Raw genomic sequence first — 17,788 nt, 5'->3', positions numbered from 1 at the left:
CCCCACCCCTCCCGCGCCGGCGGGAGGGGCAAGACCCAATCTTACTTCTTCAGCACCGAACGCCCGGCATAGACCGCGGCGTCGCCCAGTTCTTCCTCGATGCGGATCAGCTGGTTGTACTTCGCAAGCCGGTCCGAACGGGCCAGCGAGCCGGTCTTGATCTGGCCGCAGTTGGTGGCGACCGCCAGGTCGGCGATCGTCGCGTCCTCGGTCTCGCCCGAGCGGTGCGACATCACGGCGGTGTAGGAGGAGCGCTGGGCCAGGCTCACCGCCTCCAGCGTCTCGGTCAGCGTGCCGATCTGGTTGACCTTCACCAGCAGCGAATTGGCATAGCCGCCCTCGATGCCGCGCAGCAGGCGCTTCGGGTTGGTCACGAACAGGTCGTCGCCGACCAGCTGGACCTTGCCGCCGAGCAGGTCGGTCAGCGCCTTCCAGCCTTCCCAATCGTCCTCGGCCATGCCGTCCTCGATCGAGAAGATCGGATATTTGGCCGCCAGCTCGGCCAGGAACGCTGCGTTTTCGGTCGACGACAGGGTCTTGCCCTCGCCCACCATCCGATAGGCGCCGTCCTTGTAATATTCGGTGGCGGCGCAATCGAGCGCGAGCATCACGTCGTCGCCGGGCGTGTAGCCGGCGGCCTCGATCGACGACATGATGAAGTCCAGCGCCTCGGTGGTGCTGGCGATGTTCGGGGCGAAGCCGCCCTCGTCGCCCACGCCGGTGGCCAGGCCCTTCTCGTGCAGCTTCTTCTTCAGCGTGTGGAAGATCTCCGAGCCGCAGCGCACCGCCTCGACGATGTTCTCGGCGCCGACGGGCACGATCATGAATTCCTGGAAGTCGATCGGATTGTCGGCATGCTCGCCGCCGTTGATGATGTTCATCATCGGCACCGGCAGGACATGGGCGTTGACGCCGCCGACATAGCGATAGAGCGGCAGCCCGCGCGCGTCGGCCGCGGCCTTTGCGGCGGCCAGGCTCACGCCCAGGATGGCGTTGGCGCCCAGGCGGCCCTTGTTCTCGGTGCCGTCGAGCTCGATCATCGCGGCGTCGAGATCGGCCTGGTCCTCGGCTTCCATGCCGACGACTTCCTCGAAGATCTCGCTGTTCACCGCCTCGACCGCGGCGTCGACGCCCTTGCCGAGCCAGCGCGACTTGTCGCCGTCGCGCTTTTCCACCGCCTCGTGCGCGCCGGTCGAGGCGCCAGAGGGCACTGCGGCGCGGCCGAAGCTGCCGTCCTCGAGCATCACGTCGACCTCCACCGTCGGGTTGCCCCGGCTGTCGAGAATCTGGCGGGCGTGGATGTCGATGATTGCGGTCACGGAACGGTCTCCCTAGGTATGGCAGTGAGGGCGCGACGCGGCCTCTAACGGCAACCGATGGAACTCGCAAACGTGGCCGTGGTTGTTTCGCAATGGGCATGGAGGTTTTTTGGCATGGCTGACGAAACGACGGGTGATACGCTGAATGCTCCGGCTGCGGCCGAGGGTGGCTCCGCGACCAACAAGCTGCGCGAAGAGGCGAGCAAGCTCGGCAGCCAGGCCGCCGAGCGCGCCCGCGCGCTGGCCGGCGAAGGCAAGGAAAAAGCGACGGGCGCGCTCGACGAGGTCGCGAGCATGATGAAGTCGGCCGCCAACGACGTCGATGCGCGGCTCGGCGAGAATTACGGCAAATATGCCCGCTCCGCCGCGGACGGCATCGCGAACTTCGCGGAAAGCCTGCGCGGCAAGGAAGTCGACGACCTCGTCGCCGACGTCACGGCCTTTGTCCGCAAGAGCCCGGCGGTGGCGGTGGGCGTCGCGGCGGGCCTGGGCTTCGTGCTCGCGCGCCTGATCAAGTCGGGCGTGGATGCCGCGTCCGACGCTGGCGACGCCGACAAGTCGTAAGCGGCGAAACGGGGGGTGGACGCGCCACAGCCTGACGAGAAGGGCATCGGCGAGCTGCTGCAGCAGCTGGTCGAGGACGGCAGGGCCTATGCCGATGCGGAGCTCGGCTATTATCGCACGCTGCTGCGCGCGAAGCTGCGTGACGCGCGCGAGATGCTGTGGATGGGCGCGGTGGCGCTCGTCCTCGCCCAGGCCGCGGCGGTGGCGCTGGTGGTCGGGCTGGTCCTCACCCTCGCCCCGCTGGTCGGCCCGGGCCTGGCGACGCTGATCGTCGTCCTGGCGTTCCTTGCGATCGCCGGGCTGATGGGCTGGCTCGCCTGGACGCATGTGAAGCGCATCTTCAAGGAAAAGCCGTGAGCGAGAATCCGCACGACGTCGACGCCGCAAGGGCGCGCATCGCGGCGGCCAGAGCGCGGCTGTTCGGCACGCTCGGCCAGGTGCAGGCGCGGCTGAGCCCCGCCAATCTGGCGCAGGACGCAGTGGAGACCGCCGCGCAGGGCGTCGCCACCGTGGCCCGCAAGGGTGCGGAGGCGGTGCGCAGCCGCCCCCTCGCCGCCGCCGGCATCGCCGCCACCGTCGGGCTGGTCATGGCACGGGGCTGGATCGGCGACATCCTCTCCAAACGGCATGAAACTCGCGACCCGGCCACGGGTTTGAAGCACAAAGGCAAGAAAGGATCCTCGTGATGAGCACCAATCCCGCGAACGAACCGGGCGATAGCCTGGCCGAGAACCCCTATGTGCTGGTCGCCGGCGGTGTCGCGCTGGGCGTGCTGATCGGCATGCTGGTTCCGCGCAGCCGGAAGGAGCGCGAACTGCTCGAAGGCACGGGCCGCCAGATCGCCGGCAAGGTCACCGGCACCGTCCAGGCGGTGAAGGAAGCCGGCAAGGCGGAGTTCGACGCGCTGCTGCCGAGCCGCGACGATGCGAAGGAACGCGTCACTTCCCTGTTCGGCAATCTCGTCGATGCGGCGAAGGGTGCAGCGCAAAAGGCTTGAGGCCGGCGCCCCCCCTTCCTAGAGGCCTCTATAAACCAGAAAATGCTTTCGGAGGCCCAATGAGCAAGCTGCATCTCGTCTTCGGCGGTCGCGTGACCGATCCGCAGACGCTCGATTTCGTCGATCCGTCCAAGCTGGACGTCGTCGGCATCTATCCCGACTATGCCAGCGCGGAAAATGCCTGGCGCAGCGCCGCCCAGCGCACGGTGGACGATGCCGAGATGCGCTATGTGGTGGTGCACCTGCACCGCCTGCTCGAGCCCGATCTCAAGGCCTGAACCACAGGCCTGGTGGAATTCAGGCCTTGCGCCAGTTCCACTGGAAAAGCGGCCGGGCCAATATGAGTCCGGCCGCGAATCCGCCGATATGCGCGGCGGCGGCAATCCCCACATTCGCGGCCTGGAATGCCAGCCCGGTCATCAGGTTGATCGCCACCCAGGCGGCGGCAAGCCATGCGACGTGCACGGCGCGTGCCGGAATGGGCCCGATCGCCTTGGCGCGCGAGCGGCCATAGAGCAGCGAATAGGCGCCGACGATCGCGGAAGCCGCGCCGCTCGCGCCGATCATCGGGCGTACCGACTGCGGATCGGCCAGCCACTGCGCGCCTGCCGCAGCATAGGCGCCGACCAGATAGAGGATCAGCACCCCCCAGGGCCCGATCGCCTTCTCCGTCTCCCGGCCCGTATAGGCGAGCATCAGGATATTCATGCCGAGATGGAACAGGCCGGCATGGAGCAGCGTCGCGCTGAGCGGAGTCAGCAGCGCCGGGACCATGGCGAGTCCTTGCGTATCGACCGTCCCGGTCAGGCGCGCGGGAATGAAGCCGCCGAGCACGGCGGCTTCGATTTCGCGATGTGTGAACAGCACGAACAGACTGACCAGGACCGTGACCAGCACGATCCAGGACGTCGCCGTAATCCGGCGCAAATCCATCGTCAGATGAATTCGATCTGCGACACCAGATAATAGCGGTCGCCGGCGGGAACGGAGACTTCGACCTCCTCGTCCACCTTGCGCCCGATCAGCGCGCGGCCGATCGGCGAGTTGTACGAGATGCGGCCCTTGCTGACATCGGCCTCGGTCTCGCCGACGATCTGATACTTGATCGGCTTGTCGTCCTCGTCGAGCAGCGTCACCGTCGCGCCGAACACGACCTTGTCGCCCGAAAGCTCGCGCGGGTCGATGATCTGGGCGCGGCTGAGCTTGCCCTCGATATCCGCGATCGTGGCTTCGTTCTGGCCCTGCTGCTCCTTGGCGGCGTGATATTCGGCATTTTCCGACAGATCGCCATGCGCGCGCGCCTCCTCGATCGCATCCACGATCAGGGGGCGTTCGATTTTCAGGCGCTTCAGCTCCGCGGTAAGCTTGTCATAGCCTTCCTGAAGCATCGGCATCTTGTCGACCGTCGCCATCCACCAAGTCCTTCAAAACGCCCCGTCCCACAAGCGCCCCCGGGGGAACGCCCGCACATGGATACTGATGGGGGAAGATCAATTGTGCGAACGCGAATAATAAGCCTGCCAATGCCGCACTGCAAGGCTAGGAAAGTTATCTTCGAGCCGAAGCTGGAATAATCGGTCCGGCTCCCCGCCGAAGCGCGGGGAAGCCGGAGGGGTCGGATCAACCGCGCGAGGCGTAGAAATCCTGGAGCGGCCGCACGTCCAGGCTGTGCCGGGACAGCGCCTCGATCGCCCGTGCCGCCGCGACGCTTGCCTGCGCCGTGGTGAAGTACGGGATCTTGAGATTGAGCGCCGAACGCCGGATGTCCGACGAATCCTTCAGCGACTGCCAGCCTTCCGTCGTGTTGAAGATCAGGGCGATATCGCCGTCCAGGATACGGTCGACGATGTGCGGACGGCCCTGCGCCACCTTGTTGACGCGCTCCACCCTGATGCCTTCGTTGGCCAGATAGTCCGCGGTGCCGCCGGTGGCGACGATGGAGAAGCCCAGTTCGGCGAGCAGGCGCACGCCCGGCAGCACCACCGGCTTGTCGGTGTCCTTGACGCTGACGAACAGCCGGCCCGTGCCCGGCAGCACCGTCCCCGCGCCCAGCTGCGCCTTGGCGAAGCTGGTCGCGAAATCCATGTCGATGCCCATGACTTCGCCGGTCGACTTCATCTCGGGCGAAAGCACCGGATCGACGCCGGGGAACTTGTTGAACGGGAAGACGGCCTCCTTCACCGCGATATAATCGATGTCCCGGTCGATCTTCGGCAGGTCGGCCAGCATCTCGCCCGCCATCACCCGGCTGGCGATCTTGGCGACGGGGATGCCGATCGCCTTTGCGACGAAGGGCACCGTGCGGCTGGCGCGCGGGTTCACCTCGATCAGATAGACTTCGCCGTCCTTCACCGCGAACTGGATGTTCATCAGGCCCTTGACCTTGAGCGCGCGGGCCAGCGCGTCGGTCTGGCGCTCGATCTCGGCGACGATCTCCGCCGGCAGGCTGTAGGGCGGGATCGAGCAGGCGCTGTCGCCCGAATGGACGCCGGCCTCCTCGATATGCTGGAGCACGCCCGCGACGACGACATCGGTGCCGTCGGCGATCGCGTCCACGTCCACTTCCACGGCATCGCGCAGATACTGGTCGATCAGCACCGGCGAGTCGCCCGAAACCTGCACCGCGGTCTGGATGTAATCGTCGAGCTGCTGGGTGGAATCGACGATCTCCATCGCGCGGCCGCCCAGCACATAGCTGGGGCGCATCAGCACCGGATAGCCGATCCGCTCGGCGATCTTCACCGCCTCGTCGCGGGTGCGGGCCAGGCCGTTCGCCGGCTGCTTCAGGCCCAGCTTCTCGACGAGATCCGCAAAACGCTCGCGGTCTTCGGCCAGGTCGATCGCGTCGGGCGAAGTGCCGAGGATCGGGATCCCCGCCTCCTCCAGCGCCTTGGCGAGGTTGAGCGGGGTCTGGCCGCCGAACTGGACGATCACGCCCACCAGCTCGCCCTTCGACTGCTCGACGTGCAGGATCTCCAGCACGTCCTCGGCGGTCAGCGGCTCGAAATATAGGCGGTCCGACGTGTCATAGTCGGTGCTCACCGTCTCCGGGTTGCAGTTGACCATGATCGTCTCATAGCCGGCGTCGGCCAGCGCGAAGCAGGCGTGGCAGCAGCAATAGTCGAACTCGATGCCCTGGCCGATGCGGTTCGGGCCGCCGCCCAGGATTACGATTTTCCTGCGATCGCTCGGCGCGGCCTCGTTCTCGGGCTCGCCGAAGCTCGGCGCCTCATAGGACGAGTACATGTACGGCGTCTTCGCCTCGAACTCGGCGGCGCAAGTGTCGATCCGCTTGAACACCGGGCGCACGCCCAGCTTGTGGCGGTGCGCGCGCACGTCATTCTCGGTCACGCCGCCGGTCATCGCCTTGACGACTTCGCCGATCAGGCCGGACGACTTGGCCATCGCGTCGGCGCCTTCGCGCAGGTTCGCCGATTTGAGCGCGAGGAACGCCAGGCGCTTGTCGCTGAAGCCCATCGCCTTGAGGCGGCGCATGCCGGCGGCATCCTGGGGAAGCCCCTTGTCCATCACTTCGGCCTCGGCCGCGATGATCTCCGCAAGGCGCTCCATGAACCAGGGGTCGTACTGCGCGACCGCACAGACTTCGGCAACGGTGAAGCCCTCGCGCAGCGCCTGGGCGGCGATCAGCAGCCGGTCGGGCGAACGCACGGCCAGCGCCGCCTCGATCTCGTCGCGGCGGGCGCCGGCGAGCTTCTCGACATTGTTGAAGCCGCTCAGGCCGGTCTCCAGGCCACGCAGCGCCTTCTGCATCGATTCATGGATGTTGCGGCCGATCGCCATCACCTCGCCGACCGACTTCATCGCGGTGCCCAGCGTGGCCTCGGCGCCCTTGAACTTCTCGAAGGCGAAGCGCGGGATCTTGGTGACGACATAATCGATCGTCGGTTCGAAGCTGGCCGGGGTCGCGCCGGTGATGTCGTTGTCGATCTCGTCGAGCGTGTAGCCCACCGCCAGTTTGGCGGCGACCTTGGCGATCGGGAAGCCGGTCGCCTTCGAAGCGAGCGCCGACGAACGCGACACGCGCGGGTTCATCTCGATGACGATCAGGCGGCCGTCCTTCGGATTCACTGCGAACTGCACGTTCGAACCGCCGGTTTCCACGCCGATTTCCCGGAGCACCGCGATCGATGCATTGCGCATGATCTGGTATTCCTTGTCGGTGAGCGTCAGCGCCGGGGCGACGGTGATCGAATCGCCGGTGTGCGTGCCCATCGCATCGACATTCTCGATCGAGCACACGATGATGGCGTTGTCCTTGCGATCGCGGACAACCTCCATCTCATATTCCTTCCAGCCGAGGAGCGACTCCTCGATCAGGACCTCGGTCGTCGGCGACAGGTCGAGGCCCGTCCGCACGATCGCGATGAATTCCTCGCGATTATAGGCGATGCCGCCACCCGAGCCGCCCATGGTGAAGCTGGGGCGGATGATCGCCGGCAGGCCGACATGCTCGAGCGCGGCCAGCGCCTCGGCCTCGCTATGCGCGATCGCCGAGCGGGCGCTTTCGAGCCCGATCCTGGTCATCGCGTCCTTGAACTTCAGCCGGTCCTCGGCCTTGTCGATCGCCTCGGCATCGGCGCCGATCATGATGCAGCCGAACTTCTCCAGCGTGCCGTCATTGGCCAATGCGAGCGCGGTATTCAGTGCCGTTTGGCCACCCATCGTGGGGAGCACCGCATCGGGGCGCTCCTTCTCGATGATCCTGGCGACGATCGCCGGGGTGATCGGCTCGACATAGGTGGCGTCGGCCAGCTCGGGATCGGTCATGATCGTCGCCGGGTTCGAATTGACCAGGACGATGCGATAGCCCTCTTCCTTGAGCGCCTTGATCGCCTGCGTGCCCGAATAGTCGAACTCGCACGCCTGGCCGATCACGATCGGGCCCGCGCCGATGACGAGGATGGAGGAGATGTCGGTGCGTTTGGGCAACTGCTTATTCCCCGAGAAGGAGATGATAGATCAGAGCGATCATGAAGAAAATGGCGGCGACCCAGCCCGATGTGGCGCTGAAGCCAGTCCAGCGGCGGCGAGGTTCGGGTGCGGCGCGCTGAGCCGCCGCGATTGCAGCCGCTGCACGGCGTTTCCGCTTGCTGGACGTCACGGCTTATCCGTGTCCGCGCATCCGGATGCGGCGGTACCGGATGAACCGCTCACCGCATCATCCCCACGAACCGCTCGAACAGATACAGGCTGTCCTGCGGCCCCGGGCTCGCCTCGGGGTGATATTGCACGCTGAAAGCCGGCCGATCCGTCAGCTCGATGCCCGCGTTCGAGCCGTCGAACAGCGACACATGCGTCTCGCGGGCATTCTCCGGCAGCGTCTCGCGCTCCACCGCGAAGCCGTGGTTCATGCTGGTGATCTCCACCGCGCCGTCTTCCAGCCGCTTGACCGGGTGATTGGCGCCGCGGTGGCCCTGGAACATCTTGGTGGTCTCGGCGCCCACCGCGAGGCCCAGCAGCTGGTGGCCCAGGCAGATGCCGAACAGCGGCTTGCCGGTCTCGAGCAGCTGACGGATCACCGGCACGGCATATTCGCCGGTCGCGGCGGGATCGCCCGGGCCGTTCGACAGGAAGAAGCCGTCCGGGTTGAACGACATGATCTGCTCATAGGTCGCCGCCGCCGGCAGCACGGTCACCTTGGCGCCGGCCTGCACCAGGTTGCGGAAGATGTTGCGCTTCGAGCCATAGTCGAGCGCGACGACATGCGGGCGGCCGTCCTCGGCGCCTTCCGGGCCATAGCCGAAGCCCAGGCGCCACACGCCGCCTTCCCAGCCATAATGGGTCTCGGCGGTCACCGTGATCGCCAGGTCCATGCCCTCCAGGCCTGGCCAGGCCCGCGCCATCTCGAGCAGCAGGGGCAAGTCGAACTTGCCCTCGGCCGAATGCGCGATCACGCCGTTGGGCGCGCCTGCGAGGCGGATGCGGCGCGTGAGCGCGCGGGTGTCGATGCCCGACAGGCCGATCCGCGCATGCTTCTTCATCCAGGCATCGAGATGCTCGGTCGCGCGGAAGTTGCTCGGCTCGGTCACGTCCTCGCGCACGATCATGCCCAGCGCATGGGGATCGTCCGCCTCGACATCGTCGGGATTGGCGCCGACATTGCCGATATGCGGGAAGGTGAAGTTGATGATCTGGCCCGCGAACGACGGGTCGGTCATGATTTCCTGATAGCCGGTCATCGCAGTGTGGAAGCACACTTCGCCGACCGCCTGCCCCTCGGCACCGAAGCCACGGCCCCAGATCACGTCCCCCGACGCCAAAACCAGAACACCGGTAGCTCCGGCAGGCATGGGCGTAGGCGTGGCGTCGGCCATTTAGGGGTGGCTCTCCATTTGAGGTGCAGCAATGTCGCTAAGTGCCGCCCGCTAGACCCCTACCCCCCTCGCGTCAACCGGTTCGCGGGTCTATTGCGGGCAATTCCCGATTCACGAGAGACGAAATGATCCGAGACGACATCAAGGCAGCCCAGATCACCGCCATGAAGGCCGGCGACAAGGGGACCCGCCAGGCGATCAACCTGATCCTGAGCGCGATCAAGAACCGCGACATCGAGGAGCGCACCAGGTCCGTCCAGATGGACGATGACGCGATGGTGATCGAAGTGCTCCAGAAGATGGTGAAGCAGCGCCGCGAATCGATCGAGATGTTCGAACGGGGCGGCCGCCAGGACCTTGCCGACACGGAGAAGGCCGAAGTCGCGGTGATCGAGCGCTTCCTGCCGGCGCAGATGAGCGATGCGGAGACGAGCGCCGCGATCGAGGCGATCAAGGCCGAGCTGGGCGCATCGGGCATGAAGGACATGGGCCGCGTGATGGCGGAGCTGAAGGCGCGCCATGCGACGACGCTGGACATGAGCAAGGCCAGCGGCCTGGTGAAGGCGGCACTTTCGTAGGCGTTGGGTTAGCCCCTCCCCTAACCCCTCCCGCAAGCGGAAGGGGAAGATGGGTCCAAGACGGAGTAGCTAACGCTCCCCTTCCGTTTACGGGAGGGGTCGGGGGAGGGCTTGAGCCAGAGTGCGGTTCGCGGGGCTTGCTCCCCTCCGAAACGGGGCGCATGGAAACCAGGTGTCCCTCACCCCCGCCTTTCTGGACGAGCTCCGCGCCCGGACCCTGCTCTCCGGCCTCATCGCCAAGACGGTGAAGCTCCAGAAGGCGGGGCGGGAATTCCGCGCCTGCTGCCCGTTCCACAACGAGAAGACGCCGTCTTTCTACGTCAACGACGACAAGGGCTTCTACCATTGCTTCGGCTGCGGCGCGCACGGCGATGCGATCCGCTGGATGACCGATCAGCGCGGCCTGCCCTTCATCGATGCGGTGAAGGAGCTGGTCCAGGCGGCCGGCATGGAAATGCCCGAGCAGGATCGTCGCAGCGCCGAGAAGGCCGAGCGCGCCAAGGGGCTGCACGAGGCGATGGAGGACGCAGCCAGGTTCTTCGTCGAGCGCCTCCACGGCATCGAGGGCGCCGAGGCGCGGGCGGTGCTCAGGAAGCGCGGGATCAGCGACGAAACCGCCAGGGCCTTCGGCATCGGCTTCGCCCCTGATTCGCGCGGCAAGCTGAAGGAAGCGCTCAAGGGCTATGGCGACCCAATGCTGGTCGAGGCCGGCCTGCTGATCTCGGTGGAGAAGAAGGAGCCGTATGATCGGTTCCGCGGCCGGCTGATGATCCCGATCCGCGACGTGCGCGGCCGGGCGATCGCGTTCGGGGGGCGCATCATCGGCGATGGCGAGCCCAAATATCTCAATTCCCCCGAGACGCCGCTCTTCGACAAGGGGCGCACGCTCTACAATCTCGATCGTGCCCAGGCCGCGGCACGCAAGTCCGGGCGGATCATCGCGGTCGAGGGCTATATGGACGTGATCGCCCTTGCCCAGGCCGGCTTCGGCGAGGCGGTGGCGCCGCTCGGCACCGCGATGACCGAGCATCAGCTCGAGCGGCTGTGGCGGATCGCCGACGTCCCCCTCCTCTGCTTCGATGGCGATTCCGCCGGGCAGAAGGCGGCCCTCCGCGCCGCGCATCGCGCCATGCCGATGCTCGAGCCGGGGCGCAGCCTCGCCTTCGTCGCCCTGCCCGACGGGCTCGATCCCGACGATCTCGTCCGTGCCCAGGGGGCCGTCGCCTTCGAGGCGCTGCTCGGCAAGGCGCGGCCGTTGGTCGATCTTCTCTGGGACAGCGAAGTCGCCGCCGAACCGCTCGACACGCCCGAGCAGCGTGCGGGCCTGAAGCGCCGGCTTGGCGAACTTGCCGGCGGGATCGGCGATCCGAATGTGAAGCACGAATATCTCGCCGAGTTCCGCGCACGCACCGATGCGCATTTCGGCCGGGGCCCCCGTGCCTTCGAGAGCGGCCCCCGGCGCGGGCCGAGCGCGCCGCCGGCTCGCGGAAAGCGCGACAAGCGCGGCAACTGGCTCCCTCCGGAGCCGCCGCTCACCCAGCGGACCCGCTCGGTGCAGGCCGGCGGGCTCGATCCCATCCTCGCCAAGGCGGTGCTCGCCGGGCTGATCCGCCACCCCGCCGAAATCGCACGCCACATGGAGGTGCTCGGCTCCCTGCGCGGCGCATCCGGCGCGCTCGGCAAGCTGTTCGAGGCGGTGGTCGACGTCGCACTCGAGGACCGGCAGCTTGATCGCGCCAAGGTGCTCACCATATTGGCGAAGTCCGGTTTCGATCAGATGGCGAGCGAGCTGCTCCGGGCCGATACCCTGCCTTTCTCCTTCACCCGGCCCGAGGCCGAGGAAAGGAAAGCGCGCGAAGACCTGAACGAGGCGATCGCGGTGATGGTGGCGCGCCCCGCGGTGGACGCGGCGCTGGCAGAGGCAACGGCCGCGATGCTCGAGCGTTTCGACGATGCGGCGTTCGCCCGGCAAACGGCTCTGCTCCGGCAGAGACAGGAGCTGGAAACACGTCTCGCGAATCTGATGCTTGCGGACGACGAGAATTTCGAGGATTAGGGCGGCGTATAATTGCCGCCATCCAAGTTTCGAGGATTTGAATGGCCAAGGCGAACATGGCGGACGTCACCGACACCGGCGAGGCGGGTGACGCGCCGCTGATCGATCTCAACGAAGGCTCGATCAAGAAGCTAGTCGCGCGGGCGAAGAAGCGCGGCTACATCACCGTCGATCAGCTCAACGAGATGCTGCCGCAGGACCAGATGTCCTCGGAGCAGATCGAGGACGTGATGGCGGCGCTCAACGACATGGGCGTCAACGTGGTCGAGAACGAGGAAGCCGGCGAGGACGCCGAGCCCGAGGACGACAGCGCCGACGACGCCGATTCGAACGACGGCAACGACGATTCGGCCCCTGCCTTCGAGACCAAGAAGAAGGAAACCGTCGATCGCACCGACGATCCGGTGCGCATGTACCTGCGCGAGATGGGCGCCGTGGAGCTGCTCAGCCGCGAGGGCGAGATCGCGATCGCGAAGCGCATCGAGGCCGGTCGCGACACGATGATCCTGGGGCTGTGCGAGTCGCCGATCACCTTCAACGCGATCATCGGCTGGTCCAACGCGCTCAACGAAGGCACGATGCAGCTGCGCGAGATCCTCGATCTCGACGCGATGCTCTCCAAGGGTCCCTCGGCCGAGCAGGTCGAGGGTGCCGAGGACGACAATGGCGAGATCAGCGAAGCCGCCGCCGGCCCCTCCTACAAGGAAGAGGAAGAGGTCGAGGAAGTCGCCGAGGAGGAGGACGAGGATTCGATGACCGAGCGCCGCACGCCGCGGCCTTCGGACGACGAAGAGGAGGACAACACCCTCAGCCTCGCCCAGATGGAGGAGACGCTCAAGCCGCAGGCGCTGGAGAAGTTCGCCAACATCACGTCGATCTACAAGAAATTCTCGAAGATGCAGCTCCAGCGCCTCGACGCGATGGCTGCGGGCGGCGAACTCATCGCCTCGGACGAGAAGAAGTATCAGAAGCTGCGCGAGGAGCTGACGGCCGAGGTCGAATCGGTCCAGTTCCACCAGCAGAAGATCGAGTATCTCGTCGACCAGCTCTACAGCTTCAACCGGCGCCTCACCGCGCTCGGCGGCCAGATGCTGCGCCTTGCCGAGCGCCACAAGGTCAGCCGCAAGGACTTCCTCGATCGCTATGTCGACCATGAGCTGGACGAGCAGTGGCTGCAGTCGGTCCAGGGCCTCGACAAGAAGTGGGCGGCCTTTGCCGCGAACGAGGGCGGCGCGGTCGACCGCATCCGCATCGAGATCGCCGAGATCGCCCAGTCGACGGGCATGGCGCTCGGCGAGTTCCGCCGCATCGTCAACATGGTGCAGAAGGGCGAGCGCGAGGCGCGCATCGCGAAGAAGGAGATGGTCGAGGCCAATCTCCGCCTCGTGATCTCGATCGCCAAGAAGTACACGAACCGCGGCCTGCAGTTCCTCGACCTGATCCAGGAAGGCAATATCGGCCTGATGAAGGCGGTCGACAAGTTCGAGTATCGCCGCGGCTACAAGTTCAGCACCTATGCGACCTGGTGGATCCGCCAGGCGATCACCCGCTCGATCGCGGACCAGGCGCGCACGATCCGCATCCCGGTCCACATGATCGAGACGATCAACAAGCTGGTCCGCACCAGCCGCCAGTTCCTCCACGAGCAGGGCCGCGAACCCACGCCCGAGGAAATGGCCGAGCGCCTGAGCATGCCGCTCGAGAAGGTGCGCAAGGTGATGAAGATCGCCAAGGAGCCGATCTCCCTCGAAACGCCGATCGGCGACGAGGAAGACAGCCATCTGGGCGATTTCATCGAGGACAAGAACGCCGTCATCCCGGTGGATGCCGCGATCCAGGCGAACCTCAAGGAAACGGTAACCCGCGTCCTGGCCTCGCTCACCCCGCGCGAGGAGCGCGTGCTGCGCATGCGCTTCGGCATCGGCATGAACACCGATCACACGCTCGAGGAAGTCGGCCAGCAGTTCTCGGTCACCCGCGAGCGAATCCGCCAGATCGAAGCCAAGGCGCTGCGCAAGCTCAAGCACCCCAGCCGCTCGCGGAAGATGCGCTCGTTCCTGGACCAGTAACTGGCCGCATCTTTGCGGATACTGTGCATGCGCCTCGGAACTAGCTTCCGGGGCGCATTCGCATTTTGGCCGGAACGGCGCCGGGACGCGTGGTTTATCCACAGTAAATTCCGGATTCACCGCGTCTTTACGTGCTTCGGTATACCCCGGAGTTGCAAGACCTAACCCGTCGGCATGGAGCCGTCAGGAGATGCGGGGGCTTATGCCGTTTGATTCCGTACAAGTTGCGCGATTGGGCGGGGCCTGGGGCTCGATGGGGGCGCTTATCGCCTCCGACGGCAGCGCCCATCACCCTTACCTGCAGCGCCTCGCCCGCAACGAGGAGCCGCTGCGCGACCTGTCGGACGCGGTGCATCATATCTGCCTGCTCCATGGCCGCCACCCCGGCGTGATCGATCATGCGCTGGGCCATGCCCGCCTCGGCATCGAACGCGACTGGCTGGAGGCAGCCGCCGATGCCTTCGTGATCGAGCGCGCCTTTCTCGTCCGCATCGTCGCGGCGGCGGGCCCGATGCCCAGCACGCCGGGCCATGCCGAGACCGAAGCCGCCACCGCCGCACAGCGCCATGCGATCGACATGCTCGCCCAGTCGGATCGCGCAGGTTGCGCAACCGGCGCGGCGATCGCGCTGGCGATGGACTGGGCGGTGATCCGCGAGACGCTGGATGCCGCCGGCGAGCGCCTGGGCCTCACCCCTCCCCCCTCGCAGCTGCCGCTTGCCGAGGAGACGGTGACCGTGGTCGACACATTGGTGCGCGAAGGTATGCTCGAGCGGGCCATGCTGTTCGGCGCGCAGCAGCTCTTCGCCCAGCATCGCGGCCTGTGGGATCTGCTCGAGGCCCGCGCCTCGGCCCGCAACAAGCAGTAACTTCCCGACACCGATCTTGCGCGAGACGGCTTCGGCCCTCTAAGCCATGGCCATGCGCTTCGAAGGTACCCAAAGCTATGTCGCGACCGAGGACCTGAAGGTCGCGGTCAATGCCGCCGTCACGCTGCGGCGTCCCCTGCTCGTCAAGGGCGAACCCGGCACCGGCAAGACCGTGCTCGCCTATGAGATCGCCAAGGCGGTGAACGCTCCGCTGATCGAGTGGAACGTCAAGTCGACCACCAAGGCGCAGCAGGGCCTGTACGAATATGACGCGGTCGCCCGCCTGCGCGACGGCCAGCTCGGCGATCCGCGTGTCCACGAGATCGCCAACTATATCCGCAAGGGCAAGCTGTGGGAGGCGTTCACCGCGCCCAGGCTGCCGGTGCTGCTGATCGACGAGATCGACAAGGCGGATATCGAGTTCCCGAACGACCTGCTCCAGGAGCTCGACCGGATGGAGTTCCACGTCTACGAGACGCAGGAAACCGTCCGCGCCGCGGAGCGCCCGATCGTGGTGATCACTTCGAACAACGAGAAGGACCTGCCCGACGCGTTCCTGCGCCGCTGCTTCTTCCACTATATCAAGTTCCCGGACCGCGAGACGATGCAGGCCATCGTCGACGTCCATTTCCCGGGAATCCAGAAGATCCTGGTCTCGAAGGCGATGGATATCTTCTACGAGATCCGCGAGGTCCCGGGCCTGAAGAAGAAACCGAGCACCAGCGAGCTGCTCGACTGGCTCAAGCTGCTCCTCCACGAGGAAATGCCGCTCGACGTGCTGCAGAACAAGGACCCGACCAAGGCGATCCCGCCCCTCCACGGCGCGCTGCTCAAGAACGAGCAGGACGTGATGCTGTTCGAGCGGCTCGCCTTCATGGCCCGGCGCCAGCAGGGCAAGGCCTGATGCCCTATACCGGAAGCTGCGCCTGTGGCGCCGTGACCGCCACGATCGGCGGCGAGCCGGTGGCGGTGCGCCAATGCTGGTGCCGCCAGTGCCAGCGCCTCGCCGCCGGCTCGGCCACCACCAATGCGATGTTCGCGACCGACGACCTGGACATCCGCGGCGCGCTCTCCAGCACCAGCTACATCGCCGAGAGCGGCAACACGCTGACCCAGAGCTTCTGCGGCGCGTGCGGCACGCCGGTGATGGGCCAGTCCTCGGCCCGCCCGCAGTTCCGCACCCTGCGCCTGGGCTTTCTCGACGATGCGCAGGGGCTTGCGCCGAGCGTCGCGATCTGGACCGACGAGGCGCCCGGCTGGGCGAGGATCGATCCGGCGCTGGAAACCTTCCCGCGCCAGCCCCCGGCGCCCGTGCCGGTCGCCTAGTCCTCGCCTGGTTCCTCGCCCATCGCGAGGTCACCGGGATCATGGGAATAATCCAGCAAATCCCCAGGCACGCATCTCAGCGCCGCGCAGATTCTCGCCAGTGTAGCGAAGCGAATTCCACGCACCTTGCCCGAGCGGAACAAGGAAAGCTGGGTCTCGCTCACGCCCACCCGGCGGGCCAGCTCCTTGCCGGTGATGCCGCGCCTGGCGAGCACCGCATCGAGCGTAACGCGAACCGGCATCAGAACATCGCGTCCAGCTCTTCGCGCATCTCCGCTGCCTGGGCGAGCAGTCGCGCGACGAGCACCAGCGCGAAACCGACCACGCCCAGCGTGATCGCCGCCACATCGTAATAGGCATAGGATCCACGCCCGAGCACGGCGAACCAGATCCACGGCACGACGAATACATTGACCAACGCCCCCGCCGCGAGCGCGATCCCGACCAACAAGATCAGCCGAGGCATCACCCGATCGAACAGCACGCCGCGCGCCAGCGCGGCAAGGGCCTGACGCACCATCCAGATCGCCGCGAGGTAGAACAGCATCGGCAGTCGCGCGATCAGCATGTGGAGCGAGTAACGGCCCGATGCCCCCGCGATGACCTCGATCACGAGGACGAACACCAGTGCGGCGAACACCAATGTCACCAAATTGCGAAGCAGCCGGGCGCGGCTGCGGAGGCGACCCTGCATCATCACACTCCATAATTTAACCTTGACTTAAATTATCGCGCGTCGAATTTAAGTGCAAGTTAAATCGAGTCGAGGAGCCCATGGAAACGGCACTGGAGACGAACGGGCTGGTCAAGAAGCTCGGCGGGCGGCATGTGATCAACGGGCTGACCATGTCCGTGCCGCGTCGCGCCATTTATGGCTTTCTCGGAGCCAACGGCGCGGGAAAGACGACGACGATCCGGATGATCCTGGGCGTGCTGCGCGCCGACGCGGGAGCGATCGCCCTGTTCGGCGCGCCGCTTCGCCGCGGCCATGCGCGAGAAATCGGCGCGCTGGTCGAATCGCCAGCGCTCTACGATCACCTGACGGGGGCAGAGAATCTGGACTTGACCCGCCGCATCCTCGGCCTGCCCGGGCGCGAGATCGGCCGGGTGCTCGCGCTGGTCGACCTCGAACATGCCGCCAACCGACGTGCCGGCACGTTCTCGCTCGGTATGCGCCAGCGGCTTGGTATCGCCCGCGCCCTGCTCGGCAGTCCGCGCCTGCTCATCCTCGACGAGCCAACCAACGGCCTCGATCCCAATGGCATCCACGATATGCGGGTACTGCTGCGCCGGCTTCCCGAGGCGGGCGACGTTACATTGGTGATATCGAGCCATCTGCTCAACGAAATCGAGGCGATCGCCAGCCATGTCGGACTGCTCCATGGCGGACGCCTGCTCGCCGAAGGGCCCCTCGCCACCTTTACCGGTGGCGACCACGGCGTCGAAATAGCCACCGCGGACCGCGCCCGCGCGGCGATCCTGCTCAGCGAGGCGGGACTCGCGGTCCGTGCGCTTCCCGGATCGGAAGACCGGCTGATCGTCTCGGGCTCGGATCCCGCCACGATCGCCCATTTGCTCCACGAACGCGGCGAGCGCCTCTCGCATCTTGTCCGCCATCGTCGTCCACTCGAGCAGGTCTATCAGGACCTGCTCGAGCAAGCTGCCTAGAGGAATCT

The 17,788-nt window shown here is 66.3% G+C and carries 19 protein-coding genes; 12 read left to right on the top strand and 7 right to left on the bottom strand.

Annotation, left to right across the window (positions count from 1 at the left end):
• Positions 1 to 41: 41 nt before the first annotated feature.
• Positions 42 to 1,319, bottom strand: a complete 1,278-nt coding sequence (gene eno / locus CAP40_RS11670) for a phosphopyruvate hydratase (RefSeq protein WP_086129686.1) — start codon at positions 1,317 to 1,319, stop codon at positions 42 to 44.
• Between the two features lie 114 nt (positions 1,320 to 1,433).
• Between eno and CAP40_RS11665 the strand changes: the two genes are divergently transcribed.
• The 5 genes from CAP40_RS11665 to CAP40_RS11645 are packed head-to-tail and all read left to right on the top strand — an operon-like array spanning position 1,434 to position 3,158.
• A complete protein-coding gene (locus tag CAP40_RS11665) occupies positions 1,434 to 1,883 on the top strand; it encodes a hypothetical protein (protein WP_086129685.1) in 450 nt (149 codons plus the stop codon).
• A gap of 15 nt (positions 1,884 to 1,898) precedes the next feature.
• Positions 1,899 to 2,240, top strand: a complete 342-nt coding sequence (locus CAP40_RS11660) for a phage holin family protein (protein ID WP_086129684.1) — start codon at positions 1,899 to 1,901, stop codon at positions 2,238 to 2,240.
• On the top strand, positions 2,237 to 2,569 hold the full coding sequence (locus CAP40_RS11655) for a DUF3618 domain-containing protein (RefSeq protein ID WP_086129683.1): 333 nt from the start codon (positions 2,237 to 2,239) through the stop codon (positions 2,567 to 2,569). The genes CAP40_RS11660 and CAP40_RS11655 overlap by 4 nt, the downstream gene beginning before the upstream one ends.
• Positions 2,569 to 2,880 carry a hypothetical protein gene (locus tag CAP40_RS11650; RefSeq protein WP_086129682.1) on the top strand — a complete coding sequence of 104 codons (312 nt, stop codon included), beginning with the start codon at positions 2,569 to 2,571 and terminating at the stop codon, positions 2,878 to 2,880. The genes CAP40_RS11655 and CAP40_RS11650 overlap by 1 nt, the downstream gene beginning before the upstream one ends.
• A 59-nt stretch (positions 2,881 to 2,939) precedes the next feature.
• Positions 2,940 to 3,158 (top strand): DUF4170 domain-containing protein, encoded by a 219-nt coding sequence (locus CAP40_RS11645; RefSeq protein WP_086129681.1) that lies wholly within the window; start codon positions 2,940 to 2,942, stop codon positions 3,156 to 3,158.
• A gap of 19 nt (positions 3,159 to 3,177) precedes the next feature.
• Here CAP40_RS11645 and CAP40_RS11640 read toward each other — a convergent pair whose 3' ends face one another.
• The 4 genes from CAP40_RS11640 to carA form a co-directional block, all read right to left on the bottom strand.
• Entirely contained in the window at positions 3,178 to 3,813 is a 636-nt protein-coding gene (locus CAP40_RS11640) for a rhomboid family intramembrane serine protease (RefSeq protein WP_086129680.1), read from the bottom strand.
• Between the two features lie 2 nt (positions 3,814 to 3,815).
• On the bottom strand, positions 3,816 to 4,292 hold the full coding sequence (greA, locus tag CAP40_RS11635; RefSeq protein ID WP_086129679.1) for a transcription elongation factor GreA: 477 nt from the start codon (positions 4,290 to 4,292) through the stop codon (positions 3,816 to 3,818).
• 208 nt (positions 4,293 to 4,500) lie between these two features.
• A complete protein-coding gene (gene carB, locus CAP40_RS11630) occupies positions 4,501 to 7,830 on the bottom strand; it encodes a carbamoyl-phosphate synthase large subunit (protein ID WP_086129678.1) in 3,330 nt (1,109 codons plus the stop codon).
• A 221-nt stretch (positions 7,831 to 8,051) separates the two neighbouring features.
• Positions 8,052 to 9,215 carry a glutamine-hydrolyzing carbamoyl-phosphate synthase small subunit gene (gene carA, locus CAP40_RS11625; protein WP_086129677.1) on the bottom strand — a complete coding sequence of 388 codons (1,164 nt, stop codon included), beginning with the start codon at positions 9,213 to 9,215 and terminating at the stop codon, positions 8,052 to 8,054.
• Positions 9,216 to 9,340: 125 nt separating this feature from the next.
• Between carA and CAP40_RS11620 the strand changes: the two genes are divergently transcribed.
• From CAP40_RS11620 to CAP40_RS11595, 6 genes are all read left to right on the top strand, one after another.
• A complete protein-coding gene (locus CAP40_RS11620) occupies positions 9,341 to 9,793 on the top strand; it encodes a GatB/YqeY domain-containing protein (RefSeq protein WP_086129676.1) in 453 nt (150 codons plus the stop codon).
• Positions 9,794 to 9,965: 172 nt separating this feature from the next.
• Entirely contained in the window at positions 9,966 to 11,849 is a 1,884-nt protein-coding gene (dnaG, locus tag CAP40_RS11615) for a DNA primase (RefSeq protein WP_086129675.1), read from the top strand.
• Between the two features lie 41 nt (positions 11,850 to 11,890).
• Positions 11,891 to 13,918 (top strand): RNA polymerase sigma factor RpoD, encoded by a 2,028-nt coding sequence (gene rpoD, locus CAP40_RS11610; RefSeq protein WP_086129674.1) that lies wholly within the window; start codon positions 11,891 to 11,893, stop codon positions 13,916 to 13,918.
• Positions 13,919 to 14,171: 253 nt separating this feature from the next.
• Positions 14,172 to 14,786 carry a hypothetical protein gene (locus tag CAP40_RS11605; RefSeq protein WP_256924152.1) on the top strand — a complete coding sequence of 205 codons (615 nt, stop codon included), beginning with the start codon at positions 14,172 to 14,174 and terminating at the stop codon, positions 14,784 to 14,786.
• 52 nt (positions 14,787 to 14,838) lie between these two features.
• Complete coding sequence (locus tag CAP40_RS11600; protein ID WP_086130079.1) at positions 14,839 to 15,690, top strand: MoxR family ATPase; 852 nt, start codon at positions 14,839 to 14,841, stop codon at positions 15,688 to 15,690.
• On the top strand, positions 15,690 to 16,112 hold the full coding sequence (locus CAP40_RS11595; protein ID WP_086129672.1) for a GFA family protein: 423 nt from the start codon (positions 15,690 to 15,692) through the stop codon (positions 16,110 to 16,112). The genes CAP40_RS11600 and CAP40_RS11595 overlap by 1 nt, the downstream gene beginning before the upstream one ends.
• On the opposite strand, the gene CAP40_RS11590 is transcribed toward CAP40_RS11595, so the two are convergent.
• Together CAP40_RS11590 and CAP40_RS11585 are read right to left on the bottom strand one after the other, a co-directional pair.
• Positions 16,109 to 16,354 (bottom strand): helix-turn-helix transcriptional regulator, encoded by a 246-nt coding sequence (locus CAP40_RS11590; RefSeq protein WP_086129671.1) that lies wholly within the window; start codon positions 16,352 to 16,354, stop codon positions 16,109 to 16,111. The two genes, CAP40_RS11595 and CAP40_RS11590, sit on opposite strands and share 4 nt — an antisense overlap.
• Positions 16,354 to 16,806 carry a DUF2975 domain-containing protein gene (locus tag CAP40_RS11585; RefSeq protein ID WP_179188120.1) on the bottom strand — a complete coding sequence of 151 codons (453 nt, stop codon included), beginning with the start codon at positions 16,804 to 16,806 and terminating at the stop codon, positions 16,354 to 16,356. Before CAP40_RS11585 ends, CAP40_RS11590 begins: the two co-directional genes overlap by 1 nt.
• A gap of 80 nt (positions 16,807 to 16,886) precedes the next feature.
• Between CAP40_RS11585 and CAP40_RS11580 the strand changes: the two genes are divergently transcribed.
• On the top strand, positions 16,887 to 17,780 hold the full coding sequence (locus CAP40_RS11580) for an ATP-binding cassette domain-containing protein (RefSeq protein WP_086129669.1): 894 nt from the start codon (positions 16,887 to 16,889) through the stop codon (positions 17,778 to 17,780).
• Positions 17,781 to 17,788 lie beyond the last annotated feature (8 nt).

Origin of the sequence: Sphingomonas sp. IBVSS2 (assembly GCF_002127225.1) — a bacterium.
Lineage (GTDB): Bacteria > Pseudomonadota > Alphaproteobacteria > Sphingomonadales > Sphingomonadaceae > Sphingomonas.
This window is presented reverse-complemented; position numbering and strand designations above follow the sequence as displayed.

Coding starts and splice junctions, on each gene's coding strand:
- CAP40_RS11665 (WP_086129685.1), top strand. CDS start 1,434: ATGGCTGACGAAACGACGGGTGATACGCTGAATGCTCCGGCTGCGGCC.
- CAP40_RS11650 (WP_086129682.1), top strand. CDS start 2,569: ATGAGCACCAATCCCGCGAACGAACCGGGCGATAGCCTGGCCGAGAAC.
- CAP40_RS11645 (WP_086129681.1), top strand. CDS start 2,940: ATGAGCAAGCTGCATCTCGTCTTCGGCGGTCGCGTGACCGATCCGCAG.
- CAP40_RS11640 (WP_086129680.1), bottom strand. CDS start 3,813: ATGGATTTGCGCCGGATTACGGCGACGTCCTGGATCGTGCTGGTCACG.
- greA (WP_086129679.1), bottom strand. CDS start 4,292: ATGGCGACGGTCGACAAGATGCCGATGCTTCAGGAAGGCTATGACAAG.
- carA (WP_086129677.1), bottom strand. CDS start 9,215: ATGGCCGACGCCACGCCTACGCCCATGCCTGCCGGAGCTACCGGTGTT.
- CAP40_RS11620 (WP_086129676.1), top strand. CDS start 9,341: ATGATCCGAGACGACATCAAGGCAGCCCAGATCACCGCCATGAAGGCC.
- rpoD (WP_086129674.1), top strand. CDS start 11,891: ATGGCCAAGGCGAACATGGCGGACGTCACCGACACCGGCGAGGCGGGT.
- CAP40_RS11605 (WP_256924152.1), top strand. CDS start 14,172: ATGGGGGCGCTTATCGCCTCCGACGGCAGCGCCCATCACCCTTACCTG.
- CAP40_RS11600 (WP_086130079.1), top strand. CDS start 14,839: ATGCGCTTCGAAGGTACCCAAAGCTATGTCGCGACCGAGGACCTGAAG.
- CAP40_RS11595 (WP_086129672.1), top strand. CDS start 15,690: ATGCCCTATACCGGAAGCTGCGCCTGTGGCGCCGTGACCGCCACGATC.
- CAP40_RS11590 (WP_086129671.1), bottom strand. CDS start 16,354: ATGCCGGTTCGCGTTACGCTCGATGCGGTGCTCGCCAGGCGCGGCATC.
- CAP40_RS11585 (WP_179188120.1), bottom strand. CDS start 16,806: ATGCAGGGTCGCCTCCGCAGCCGCGCCCGGCTGCTTCGCAATTTGGTG.
- CAP40_RS11580 (WP_086129669.1), top strand. CDS start 16,887: ATGGAAACGGCACTGGAGACGAACGGGCTGGTCAAGAAGCTCGGCGGG.